This window comes from Pseudobacteroides cellulosolvens ATCC 35603 = DSM 2933, assembly GCF_001262605.1.
Lineage (GTDB): Bacteria > Bacillota > Clostridia > Acetivibrionales > DSM-2933 > Pseudobacteroides > Pseudobacteroides cellulosolvens.
In genome coordinates this window covers 2186506-2199101 of the sequence record NZ_LGTC01000001.1, presented here as the reverse complement: position 1 = coordinate 2199101, position 12596 = coordinate 2186506, and the positions used below count along the sequence as shown (strand labels likewise).

General features: G+C 35.2%; 12 protein-coding genes. 6 read left to right on the top strand and 6 right to left on the bottom strand.

The window, feature by feature from the left end; translation table 11 throughout:
* The first annotated feature begins 12 nt into the window (after positions 1–12).
* Positions 13–1167, top strand: a complete 1155-nt coding sequence (locus tag Bccel_RS08875) for a glycosyltransferase family 4 protein (RefSeq protein WP_036938022.1) — start codon at positions 13–15, stop codon at positions 1165–1167.
* A gap of 36 nt (positions 1168–1203) precedes the next feature.
* Positions 1204–2649, top strand: coding sequence for an O-antigen ligase family protein (locus Bccel_RS08870; protein ID WP_036938020.1), 1446 nt, complete (start codon positions 1204–1206; stop codon positions 2647–2649).
* Positions 2650–2674: 25 nt separating this feature from the next.
* Here the strand turns inward: Bccel_RS08870 and Bccel_RS08865 are convergent, their stop codons facing one another.
* The 6 genes from Bccel_RS08865 to Bccel_RS08840 all read right to left on the bottom strand — a co-directional run bounded on the left by Bccel_RS08865 (position 2675) and on the right by Bccel_RS08840 (position 8278).
* The gene (locus Bccel_RS08865; RefSeq protein ID WP_036938017.1) at positions 2675–3340 is read right to left on the bottom strand and encodes a YveK family protein; all 666 of its coding nucleotides are present in this window, start codon (positions 3338–3340) and stop codon (positions 2675–2677) included.
* Between the two features lie 23 nt (positions 3341–3363).
* A complete protein-coding gene (locus Bccel_RS08860; protein ID WP_036938015.1) occupies positions 3364–4005 on the bottom strand; it encodes a CpsD/CapB family tyrosine-protein kinase in 642 nt (213 codons plus the stop codon).
* Between the two features lie 187 nt (positions 4006–4192).
* A complete protein-coding gene (locus Bccel_RS08855; RefSeq protein ID WP_050753300.1) occupies positions 4193–6145 on the bottom strand; it encodes a heparinase II/III family protein in 1953 nt (650 codons plus the stop codon).
* Positions 6146–6158: 13 nt separating this feature from the next.
* Positions 6159–7202, bottom strand: coding sequence for a glycosyltransferase (locus tag Bccel_RS08850; protein WP_036938010.1), 1044 nt, complete (start codon positions 7200–7202; stop codon positions 6159–6161).
* A gap of 15 nt (positions 7203–7217) precedes the next feature.
* Entirely contained in the window at positions 7218–7670 is a 453-nt protein-coding gene (locus tag Bccel_RS08845; RefSeq protein ID WP_276326241.1) for a polysaccharide deacetylase family protein, read from the bottom strand.
* Positions 7637–8278, bottom strand: coding sequence for a polysaccharide deacetylase family protein (locus Bccel_RS08840; protein WP_050753298.1), 642 nt, complete (start codon positions 8276–8278; stop codon positions 7637–7639). Before Bccel_RS08840 ends, Bccel_RS08845 begins: the two co-directional genes overlap by 34 nt.
* 435 nt (positions 8279–8713) lie before the next feature.
* Here Bccel_RS08840 and Bccel_RS08835 point away from each other — a divergent pair, with 435 nt between their 5' ends.
* From Bccel_RS08835 to Bccel_RS30905, 4 genes are all read left to right on the top strand, one after another.
* A complete protein-coding gene (locus Bccel_RS08835) occupies positions 8714–9949 on the top strand; it encodes a phenylacetate--CoA ligase family protein (RefSeq protein WP_036938005.1) in 1236 nt (411 codons plus the stop codon).
* Between the two features lie 78 nt (positions 9950–10027).
* The gene (locus Bccel_RS08830; RefSeq protein ID WP_036938003.1) at positions 10028–11341 is read left to right on the top strand and encodes a nucleotide sugar dehydrogenase; all 1314 of its coding nucleotides are present in this window, start codon (positions 10028–10030) and stop codon (positions 11339–11341) included.
* Entirely contained in the window at positions 11307–11891 is a 585-nt protein-coding gene (locus Bccel_RS30910) for a glycosyltransferase (protein WP_201781951.1), read from the top strand. Before Bccel_RS08830 ends, Bccel_RS30910 begins: the two co-directional genes overlap by 35 nt.
* Complete coding sequence (locus Bccel_RS30905; RefSeq protein ID WP_201781950.1) at positions 11885–12520, top strand: glycosyltransferase; 636 nt, start codon at positions 11885–11887, stop codon at positions 12518–12520. Before Bccel_RS30910 ends, Bccel_RS30905 begins: the two co-directional genes overlap by 7 nt.
* The last annotated feature ends 76 nt before the right edge of the window (positions 12521–12596 follow it).

The following is a 12596-nucleotide window of genomic DNA, read 5'->3' as shown; positions in this document are numbered from 1 at the left end:
GGGGAAAATAAAATGTCTGTTTTAAAGAGAGAAGAAAAAATAAAGATTTGTTTTGTTTCCACTTCTGCCTATCCGCTTTTTAACAAGAATAGCAATGCTTTCTTTGGTGGTGCCGAGGTAAACATGTATTACCTGGCAAAAAAAATAGCGGAAGACCCTGACTTTGATGTCACAGTATGTGTTGGAGATTATAATCAGAAACCATTGGAATTATATGATGGGGTCAAGGTAAGAAAGCTGAAATACCAGCCAATGCTTTTTGGTGCCAATAACAAAAAATATGAGACAATTCCATACAAGATCTTAAGGCAGATTTTCCTCATAAAAGAACTGGTATTAAAGGACTATGATGTATATATAAACACTTGCGGTGGGGGGATGATAACCCAACTGGTATTGCTGGGAAAATTAATAAGAAGAAAGAAAGTTATATTCAGAATGGCTAGCGATTCCGATGCACAATGTTCTAAGTTTAACGGAAGGTTTGGCAGAATTAAATCATGGATATACACCAAATCCTTAAAGAGCACAAGCCTTGTTGTTGCTCAAACAGAAAAACAACAAAAGATGCTCAATGAAAATATAAAAGTTCCAAGTGTTGTAATAAGTAATGGATTTTTTATAAAGGACCAAGCAGATGTTACTGAAAAAGCATTCACGTTATGGGTATCGAGATCTGATGAAAACAAAAGGCCGGAGTTGTTTTTAGAATTGGCGGCAAGGCTTCCTCATGAAAGGTTTGTAATAATTATACCCGGAGATAATGCTACAAAAACAAAGGCGGTCAGTGAAGCTAAAAAGCTTAAAAATGTTGAGATATTGGATTTTGTACCTTTTTCTCAAATTCAAGATTATTATGAAAAGGCAAAGGTGTTTGTAAATACTTCGGTATATGAAGGGTTTCCCAATTCATTTATCCAATCCTTCCTTGCGGGAACTCCAATACTATCATTTAATGTAAATCCGGATGAAATCATAACTAAATATGATTTGGGTTATTTATGCAACAACAATATCGATGATGCAGTTGATTTTATAAAAGGTCTTGATGATACAAAAATCAAGCATCTGGGCAAAAACTGTTTGGATTATGTAAGAAAAAAACATGATATAATAAAAAGTGCCGATAAATATAAGGAGAATATAAAAAAGCTATTGGAGCGTTAATATAATTTAAAATATACGAAAGTGGTCAGAGGTATCGTGGGATTAAATAAATTTAAATCATTTCTTGTAAAAACAAAAAGGGCAGATTTATTCAAGCTCATAATAACCATATTGATGGTAGCGATTATTACGATGGTGGATATTATTAATCCCATTGCCGGCATGATTATGGTAGTAGGGTGTGTTACTCTATTGGTAATAATCAAAGAACCTGTCTATGGTGTCATAGTTCTTATTTTGATGATTCCCTTTGTGGGACTTCCAAATTTGAACATACAGCTGGGAGGAATACCGGGTTTTAAGCCTCAGAATATAATTTCCATATTGGTATTGATTTTGTTTGTAACAAGCAGAAAGCCGGAACCTATTGGAAAGCTGGAAAAGTCATTTTGTATAATAATATTTGCAATACTTGTACTTAGCAACCTGCGAACATTGACATTCCTCCACAATTTTAATGCCTTTGCTATTGAGAACCTGGATACAATTAGATATCTATTATCATACCTTTTAAAGCCTGCATTGTTCTTTCTTATGTTTGTTCTTATTATTTATTATATTAGAAGTGAAAAAAACATTTTGACGGTATTTTACGGCATTTTTGCTTCAGTAACAGCTTTATCCATATTCATAATAATTAACTATGTATTCTTTGTGCAAAACAAAACAGATTTTGAAATGGTAAGAAATCAGATAGGTAAGAGTCTTAACATGCATGGAAATGATATTGCAGATTTTTATATCATAACAATACCTGTTACAATTGCCTTTTTACTGAATAAAAAGAGCTTTTTAATCAAGTGCAGCCTGGTACTGTCCCTTGCAACAGTTGCTATTTTGTATTCGAGAACTGCTTATCTTGTAATTGCTTTGTGTACGATAATTTTCTTTATTATTTCCGGAAGGAAAAATAGATTGCCCCCACTATTGTTTTTTGGCACCTGTGCAGGAGTATTTCTAATTCCAAGGTCCATGATAAACAGGATTATGATGGGGCTTAGTGGTGGAATGTCCAATATGAATGATATTACAGCAGGCAGAACCAAGGATATATGGCAGCCTCTTATTGATGAGTATATCAGCAAGCCCTTGGTCATGTTATTTGGCAGCGGGCGGTATTCTATAGTACAGACTGATGCATTTATATCGGGCAAGATATTAAAAGTAGGGCATCCTCACAATATGTACATTGAAATGGTGCTGGATGCCGGCCTTATCGGACTTGTAATCTATATTTTGTTTTATACAAAGCTTCTTAAAAAGCTTGCAGGAGTGGCAAACGAGCTATATGAAAACCGATTGCATAAAGACATCATATATGCCATCATAGTCGCATCTATAGGGTATTTTATCAGTGGTTTATCCGGAAGAAGCCTGTTTCCCGCCGCTACAAATGCATATATTCAGGTGTTGCTGGCACTAGGTTTTACAATAAGTTACCTGTATCCCCAAAATAACGATCAATCTATAAATGAAAAGTGATTGACTTCTCACTTTTCATTTAGTCTTAGATATCTAGATTGGGGATATTGCCTAAAACAGGTATACCATATTTTTTTTCGATATCTTCAGGTGTTCTGATTTTATTATTCAAATACTCAAGACTGAATATAACACCTACAGCGGTTGCAAAACCTGCCATAATAGCCAGCAATGTATATTTTATCGGCTTGTTGGAGTTAATCGGCGTCTTGGGCTGTTTGGCTATATCTACAATATCAACATTTTCAACTCTTATGAGCCTTATAGCTTCAAGCATGAATACCACTGCAAATTTGTTGGCAATATCCTGTGCAAGCTTGGGATTGTTATCTAAAACAGCAATTTCCATTATACGGGTATCATTTTTGGATCCCACACTGAGTTTTTGGGATAATTCGCCTACATCGTAAGGCAAGCCTAATTCCTCTATTACCTTGCCGACTACTGCATCGCTTTTCATTAGTTCTTCATAATCCTTTACCATGTCAAAGGTGACGAGATTATCTGTATATTGGTTCACATTCACAGAGGTACTGGTCTTACTGACAACATAAAGTGTAGTGCTGGCTTCATATAAGGGTTTAATAAAATTAAAACCATAGAATGCTGCAGACCCTCCTGTTAGAACAGGCAGAAGTATTATAAGCCAAAGCTTTTTTATAAATAGTCGTAATAATCTTTCATAATTCATATAATTCACCTAACCCCTAAAAATTATAATTCAATCATGTCATAATATCTATTGTAGTACTTTTTGTACTCATCTTTTGGGATATTGTTCATAGCTACTCCAAGAATATTGGCTTTTGCTTTTCCCAGCTGTATTTTTAAACGTTCAAATTCATTAAAGCTTACTTTGTTTGGAGAAGTAACAATCAAGGTCCCTTCCGTTAATGATGCTACAATGGCACCATCGATAACACTGCCCATTGCAGGAGTGTCAATTATTATAATGTCATAGACCAACTTGAGCTCTGTAACAAGATCTGAAAAAACCTTTGAGTTTAAAATCTCCGTTGGATTAGGAGGCTTTGAACCGCTGTCGATATAAGTCAAATTTTCGATTCTCGAAGGGGTTATAATTTCCTTAAGGTCCGCAAATCCTGAAATGTAGTTTGATAAACCCTGTACATAGGATGCTTTTCTTAAATCCGCATTAATAACCAAAACTTTTATCCCAGACTTTGCAGTTACAACAGCCAGATTAGATACGGTAGTTGTCTTGCCTTCACCTGGATTTGAACTCACAACAGCAAGTGTCTTGAATTTTTTTATAAATCCGCAGAACTGCAGGTTGGTTCTTAAAGCTTTATAAGCTTCATTAATGGGAGCACTCGTTATTTCTTTAAAATCCATGTTATTCCTCCTGTAGCTTTAACACAGCCAAAAGTTACAAATTTTATATTATCATATATTAAAAGTTCTTTCTATATTAAAAGTGTTAATAATCTTACATTTGACAGAGCAAATAACGAATGGTTTTAGCGTGATTTGCGATAGACAAATGTAAAAGATTATTCACTTTTTATCTATATAAAAAGTGTCAATCCATATGAAATTCCACGCTGAAGCTAGTTAGTAGCTTGTTTGTCCCTTTAGTGATTTTTCGCTTGAGTTTTAGTGTGCTGCAAGGAATTTTGGTGTCATATGAAGGTGAATACCATCCTAAGAGAGATTCCTCCTTGCCATGATGCAGTGAAATATCTGAAGCTGAATCAGGTTCTAATGTGCAGATCCCTTTTTCAAATTCAATAACAATTTTTCTGTTTTTCTCAGTAACCCTGCAATTGGGATGAATATGAAAATGTACTTCAGCTAAATGTTCATCCTCGGATATCAGTTCATCTTCTATGAGCCATTTATTTGATGGCTTTTGATATGAAATCTGCCGGGTATGAATTACACCTCCATTAAGTCGTATGTAACCGTCATGGCTGCCCTTCACACTTGTAAGTTCAGAGTACCCCAAAAGCTTTGAGTTGGCCCGTTTACCCCACATAAAATTGCCTGTGATAACGGATTGGTCGCAACTATCTATGGCCACTGTATTATGTGCACAAGTACCTCTAAAATAATTACGCCATTTTTTATTGGCATGATAAGCATATGTACCTGGGTCAACTAATATTGGCATGCCGCCTGCGGAAAAATAGAATGACAGGGAATCGGCATGACCGTGTGCAGCAAGAGATAAATAGCCTAAGGGGCCGCAGTCAAAAATCAATTTTTGTTCTTTGTCGGTATTAAGGCCTGTTCCTAAAATATAATAACCGCCTTCATCAAACCTGAAGCGGAGCGGCTTTGCTTCTTGGGGCTTGCAGCTTGGGGCAAATCCGCCTATATTAAGCAGAAAAAGTGTTTTGTCATCAATAGGCCAATTGTCCTTTAAAAAATCCTTCCTGTTAAAAATAAAAGCACCTGTGTTAAGAAGAGACCTGTATGGGCTATATTCTATTTGGTTTATATTTATAACAAAGCCAAAGTCCTCATCACCAATCTGAGGAAAATCTCCTTGGAAGTTTTCCAGTGATGCTAGAAACTCCATCATTTTCTCCAGCCTGTTCCAGTACGTTGCAGGGAAATTTATACCGTAAGCCTTTCCTATTATGCCTGAAAGAAGGAGAAAGTCCAACACAAATTGCTGATATGATATGGCTTGCTCTTTGTTTACCCCATCATCATAATTCTGCTTTTCACATTCCTTTATCAATATATCATAAGCCTTCTTCTGCCAGGTTTTAGAATTAGGAAACTGGGGCAGGGCAGTGCAAGCTATAAACAAACCTGCGGCTTCACCGATAAGATGGTTATTGGCTGAGGAATACCTGCTGAAATTTCTGCTTAAATACCAACAGTGAAGATATATGGAATTGATCCATTCCTGCCTTAATTGAGGGCTTATATGGTCTGATAAAAGGTGCCAGCATATAGTCCAGTTAATAAGACGTATACCCAACTCAAGGCCGCTTGACCAGTTAACGCCTCTCAAAAATGGATTTTGAATGAGCCATTCATTTAGTTGACTTTGTAATGAATCCAAATACTTATTGTTACCGGTCTTATGCCAGGCCATGGCTAGAATCGGTAAATGCAAATGCCTGTTTAGCTCCCAGATATACTTAATATCACCAATCTTAGAGCTGTCCCTGTAGTTGATGTCTTTTGCATACTTATTTGAACAGGCTGATAAACCGGAGGAATAATCCTTGTGATAATTGATCTTTTCACCAACATAAAAGCTTTTTAGTGAGAAAATATCAAAAACATTGCTGCATACTAAATCAGCCTTTTTAATAAAACCATCCAAATCGTTGATATCTATTTCTCTGTCAAATAGCTTTTTACATGGCAAGTCAGAGGATAAACAGCTTTTAATCAGCTTATTTGGGTTAACACTTTTATCTTTTAAGCTTACTGCTTTTTGCCTTACCCTATATGCTATTTCAGGAACTGACATCCTTTTTAATCTGTTATAAAAAAACCCTATGTTTTTCACTTGAGATTCTCCCTTATAATGAATCATAAATTCTTTTTAATTTCTCTGCAATTTTCTCTACAGAGTATCTGGTTGCAGCCAGTTCCAGGCTGGCCTTGCCCATTTGCTCCCTAAGGAGTTTATCAGAAATAAGCAGGCTGATTTTATCCTTAAGAGCACTGGTATTACCGGGTGAAATAATATATCCGTTATGTCCGTCAACAATAGTATCAGGTATACCTCCAACATCTGATGCAATAATGGGCAAACCTTTTCCCATGGCTTCCAATATGCACATGGGCATTCCTTCGGCATATGAAGGCAATACCAATATATCGGATCTTTCGTAGACAGCATCCAGTTCTCTGCGGCTTACCCAGTCATATATATGTATATTATCGGTGAGGGCAAAAGTCTTTGTAAGGCTTCGTGCCTGATCTAACTCTCCGTTTCCGTAGAGATCAAGAATATAGCTGTTTTTATCAAGAGGTCTGACTGATTGGATCAAATCATAAACCCCTTTGTTTTTGCAAATAGCACCGACAAAAAGTATTCTTGTTTTCATGTTGCTGCGTGGCTTATAAACCTTATCAATAATACCGCAAGGGTTATACAATACCGATATTTTATCTTTAGCTGTATATTTTTGGTAAGACTCCAGCCAAAAATCCGAAAGCACTATTATATGATGAACTCTGCGTAATAAAGTAATAATGGCTTTTTTCTTTTGAGGCTTGGAGCTTTCAATAAAATCTATAAAACCTCCGCCATGTATATGTAGAATAACTTTCCTGCCAAACAACAAACACATCCTTGCGATAATTGATTTTCTAAAATAGCTGCCGTTTGATGCCGTGTTTATATGAAAAATAGCCTTTTTATCCGTCAGGCATATTATGAAGGTTCTAATAAGTGCATATATAAAACAGTATAAATCCCTGAAACGGTTCTTGCCGGAATATGAGCCTAAAAATGCCATTTCCAGTCCTGTCAAGTTCTCCTTGTACAATTTAAGAACAGATGATATCCCACCCTGAGTATCAAGAGATGGGCCTATAAAATATACTTTATAACTCATAAATAAACCTCTGTATCATCTCATAAACCTCCTAATGCTTTCTAATATGCAAAAATACAAAACCTTGACTTTGAAATCTATAATATTATAATCATAAGCCAGTCCAATTCTTTTAAGTCTCATCAAGTCATCACCGGGTTGATTTATACCGGGAGTTGTAGTGGTTGCTGTATCGAAGTGCTTTCTAGCCTGGCTTACACAGAACTCATTTATATCACAAATCCTTCCGTTGGGGTAAGCAAAATGACGTACTTTTTTATTTGTCCTCTCTTCAATAAGGACTTTTGATCCGTATATTTCATTTGTTGCTTCATCCTCGGACAAATTGCCGAGGATTGGATGGTTGAGTGTGTGGGCACCAAAAGTAACTCCGATTGAAGAAAGCTTTTGTACCTCGTCCCAGTTCAGCATTAAATCGCACTTTTTTTCGACATTTACATCAAAGACCTGGTATAAATATTCAAGTATTCTATATTTTTTTTCTTCATCGTATTTTTTATATTTTCCTTTATGTAATCAAGGAAAATAATCTTGCTGTACTTTCCTTTTAAGCTGAAAGAGTAGTGGATGTCATATATATCAATATCAACATGAGCTTTTTGGGAATTATAGACAATATTTCTTAATAGGTCAGGCCATAAATAAGTGCTTTTGTCTACATTGTTTGCAGTAAGATATATGTTAGGATAAATTTGATATTTTTTGAATAATTCATAACCATATATAAAGTTGTCTTTGTAACCGTCATCAATTGTTAAAACAAGGTATCTTCTATCCAAGGGCTTGTTGCTTTTCATTAGCTCATAGGCTTCATCCAAGGTAATCACGGTGTAATCCGTTTTAAAATATTTCAATTGGCTTTCAAAGGCCTTTCTATCAACTGAACTTAAAGATATAAGCCTGCCGTCTTTCTTGCATTTTTCTGTATCCACAAAGCTGTGGTAAAAGAAAATATAAAGACCCTTTTTTAAAAATAACTTTTTAAGAATAAAATAAATACCGGTACAATAAATCATAAAACATATGAACTTGTTGACTGATCTCTTGATTTTCTCTTTTATATCTGTTTCTACCATGATTATAATCACACAACCTTTTTATAAAGTAATCTTCATTTATGAAAAATAATCAACTGAAATCTACTGAAAAATATGGAAGAAAATAAACGACAAGAAAGTTAATAACCTATCTGTTATTAACAGTCGAATATGAATCATTCTCCCCTACAATAAATACAAAACAATAAATACAAAAAACTAATAATTTTATTACAATTTATGTATACAAGAGAATTATATACTATTTTTTTTGTCAGTTCAATTAATTTGATAAAATATAAATAAAATATAAACAAATAAATCTTGTGATTTTAATTGTAGACTTTTGTTAAGTTTTGTTATAAAATAATTTTGATCTAGTAATTAACAAAATATAGAGAAATCATAGATCATAATTACTATAAAACATTAGTTATTTCAGTTGTTTTATTTTTTCTGAACACAGGGTTGTATATGGACGATATCAAATTTATCATAAGGTTTTATTTCAAAAAGTATATAGATTTTTTTACAAGGAGATTATTTTGCTTAATAATTTCCCTTTTTTGGGGTAATTGGATTCAAAATACTTCTTTGGAAAATACCCTCTCTTACTGTTCTGGGAAAATAAAATTTTATAGAAATAAAGGAAATGATATATCCAAATACAGGTTTATCGACAAGCGTGATGTAAAAGGCAGTCATTTGGATTTCATAAATAATGGATATAAAATTAAGCACAAGGGTTCAACAGCGGGTACGTCAGGTACACCTTTTTCCTTTTTAAGGGATTTGAGGTGTATGGTAGCCGAGCAGCATTTTCAGAACCTGTACTTTGGGTGGAAAAACAAATACAGGGTTGTGTTCAGGGGGGAAAGAATTTTTAGATCCGGATATAAGCCCCATAAGATTTATATGTGTATCCCATTTATAAAGGAAATGTATATTTCTTCATACCATATAAGCGATGCAGGGCTTGAGATGGCTGTTAAGAAGCTTTCCAGGATAAAGAACAAATGCCTGTGGGCATATCCGTCAACGGCATATATTCTGGCACAGTACTGCATAAAAAACAACAAAGATATACATTTTGATTTTGTAGCAACTTCATCGGAAATGCTTTTTGATTGGCAGATTGAAGCTATAGAAAAAGCCTTCAAATGCCAGGTTAAAGACTGGTATGGTCAGGCTGAAAGAGTGGCAGCACTTTATAGATGCCCAAATGGAAATTATCATGAAGTGCCGAATTACTCACATATAGAGTTTTGTAAATATAATGGCAGTCTTTTTGAGATTGCCGGTACACAATATCATAACAGAATAATGCCTCTTGTAAGGTATAATACCCATGACCTTGTAGAGTTTAACGAAACAGAATGTCCGTGCGGAAACAAGGGAATTAATATAAAAGTGATTCATGGGCGAATAGGTGATTTTATTCATACAGGAACAGATACTAAAACAGCAACAGGTCTTTACTGTGCATTTTTCAAAGATGCAAGGAGAATTAATGGAGCACAGATTTGTATTGACAAAGACAATAAGATAGTTGTTAAAATTGTCAGGGAAGAGTGCTTTAATGAAGAAGATGAACAGTTACTTATAAAAACAATTGGAAGTCATTTGCCGGAAGGAATGTTTAGAATACAGTACGTATCTTGTTTGGAAAGAAATCCAAGCGGCAAGCTTAATTACGTAGTACACAAATAAATTTTCAGATAGAACCGACTAATATTTTACAAATAAATATTTTGCATTAATATTTCATTTTTTTTGGGGGTGTATCAATTGAATATAAGTGTATTTGGACTCGGTTATGTAGGCGTAGTAACTATTGCTTATCTTACTTCTAGAAACCATAATGTGGTTGGCGTTGATGTGAATAGCTTGAAAGTAAAAATGCTCAATGAGGGGATTTGTCCTATTGTAGAGAAGGATGTTCCCGAAATGCTTAAAGATGCCAAGGATAAAGGTCTTATATCGGCTACTGTGGATGCAGCAGAAGCTATCGGTAAAACTGAGCTGTCTATTATATGTGTGGGTACTCCAAGTGAGCCAAACGGCAATCTGGATACAAAATATCTTAAAAATGCTTGTGAGGAAGCTGGAAAAAGTATAAGGGATAAGGTTAGTCCTCATATATTTGTGTTTAGGAGCACAATGCTGCCGGGGACAATGAGAAACATAGTAATACCTATTCTGGAGAGCTCTTCTGGAAAAAAACAAAACGAAGGCTTTTATGTTGTTTTCAACCCTGAGTTTCTCAGGGAATCAACAGCGGTTTTCGACTTTTATAATCCTCCTAAAACGGTTGTAGGTTCCGATTCGGAGGAAATAGCTCAAAAGGTTCTTTCTCTTTATGAGGGGCTTCCGGGTCCTATGATAAAGACTAAGATTGAAGTGGCTGAAATGGTTAAGTATGTTGATAATAATTTTCATGCCTTAAAAATTACTTTTGCCAATGAAATAGGCCACATTTGTAAAAGTATTGGACTTGACAGTCATGAGGTTATGAACATATTTATGAAAGATACCAAGCTTAATATATCCACTTATTACTTAAAACCGGGTTTTGCTTTTGGCGGTTCATGCCTTCCAAAGGACTTAAGGGCTATAAACTATCTTGCCAGGACTCTTGACTTGGAACTACCGCTTTTAAGCTCTTTACTTCCTAGTAATCACAATCAAATACAGTCTGCAATCAAGCGGATAATTTCACAAGGCAAAAATAAAATAGGCATAGCCGGATTCAGCTTCAAAGAGGGAACGGATGACTTAAGAGAAAGCCCTATGATTGACATAATTGAAGCTTTAATAGGCAAGGGATATGATTTGAAGCTGTATGACAGGAACGTATATGTTGCAAAGCTGGTTGGTGCGAACAAGGATTACATAGAAAAACATATTCCTCATATATCAGCCCTTATGGTGGATTCTTTGGATGAAATTTTGGAGGACAGAGAGCTTATTATTATTGGAAATAAGGATCCGGAATTTATCAGAATTATTGAAGAGGCCAGAGATGACCAAATGATCTTTGACCTGGTTAGAATGGGGGATAAGGTATATGAACGAGCAAACTACGAAGGTATTTGCTGGTAAGAAAGTACTTATTATTGTTGAAAACCTGCCATGCCCTTTTGACAGGAGAGTATGGCAAGAGGCCACAACACTTAGGAATTATGGAGCAAAGGTTTCAATAATCTGCCCCACAGGAAAAGGTTATGAGAAGAAGTTTGAGATAATTGACGATATAGCAATTTACAGGCATAAATTGGCATACGAAGCTGATGGAGCTTTGGGTTATCTTCTTGAATATGGAAGTGCCCTTTTCTGGGAATTTGTTCTTTCTGTGAGATGCCTATTTACAAGAGGGTTTGATGTTATACATGCATGTAATCCTCCAGACCTTATTTATCTTGTTGCCAGGCCGTATAAACTCTTGGGTAAAAAGTTTGTTTTTGACCATCATGATATAAATCCGGAATTATATATTGCCAAATATAATAGAAAGGATTTTTTCTACAAATTAATGCTTTTCTTGGAAAAGAGAACCTTTAAATGTGCAGGAGTTTCAATTGCTACCAACAATAGCTATAGGGAGATTGCCATGAGAAGGGGCAAAAAAAGCCTGAAGATGTTTTTGTGGTAAGGAGCGGGCCAAGTCTTGAAAGACTTAAAATAGTGCCTCCTGTTGATGAACTGAAAAAGGGATGCAAATACATGGTTGGTTATGTAGGAGTTATAGGAAAGCAGGAAGGGCTTAATTATCTTGTAGATGCGGCTGAACACATAATAAACGTTAAAAAAAGAAAAGATGTCCATTTTGCCTGTGTAGGAGGAGGGACAGAGCTTTCAAATATCAAGCAGTATGTAAGGGAAAAATGCCTTGAAAACTACTTTACATTTACAGGCAGGGTTTCGGACCAGGTTCTACTGGAATACTTAAATACAGCTGATGTTTGCGTTAATCCTGATGAATACAATGAAATGAATGACAAATCCACTATGAATAAGGTAATGGAATATATGGCATTAGGAAAACCCATAGTGCAGTTTGACCTTACTGAAGGCAAATATTCGGCCGGGAACGCATCGCTTTATGCAAAAAGGAATGATGCCGTTGATATGGCAGAGAAAATACTAGTGCTTCTTGATGATGAGGAGCTCAGGAAAAAAATGGGTAAAACAGGCAGAGAGAGAATAGAAAAGGAACTGAATTGGGAAATAGAAAAGCATAACTTAATAAGAGCTTATAAAAAAGTTTTTTTTGGCAAATAAAAAATAATATTATAATATCAAGTGAAATAGTGTAAATGCCATGATGAGTTTAAAATAATCATGGCATTTATTTGTA

What these genes read in the sequence shown, in the direction of transcription:
- Bccel_RS08875 (WP_036938022.1), top strand. Translation starts at nt 13, where the DNA reads ATGTCTGTTTTAAAGAGAGAAGAAAAAATAAAGATTTGTTTTGTTTCC.
- Bccel_RS08865 (WP_036938017.1), bottom strand. Translation starts at nt 3,340, where the DNA reads ATGAATTATGAAAGATTATTACGACTATTTATAAAAAAGCTTTGGCTT.
- Bccel_RS08860 (WP_036938015.1), bottom strand. Translation starts at nt 4,005, where the DNA reads ATGGATTTTAAAGAAATAACGAGTGCTCCCATTAATGAAGCTTATAAA.
- Bccel_RS08850 (WP_036938010.1), bottom strand. Translation starts at nt 7,202, where the DNA reads ATGAGTTATAAAGTATATTTTATAGGCCCATCTCTTGATACTCAGGGT.
- Bccel_RS08840 (WP_050753298.1), bottom strand. Translation starts at nt 8,278, where the DNA reads ATGGTAGAAACAGATATAAAAGAGAAAATCAAGAGATCAGTCAACAAG.
- Bccel_RS08835 (WP_036938005.1), top strand. Translation starts at nt 8,714, where the DNA reads ATGGACGATATCAAATTTATCATAAGGTTTTATTTCAAAAAGTATATA.
- Bccel_RS30910 (WP_201781951.1), top strand. Translation starts at nt 11,307, where the DNA reads ATGAACGAGCAAACTACGAAGGTATTTGCTGGTAAGAAAGTACTTATT.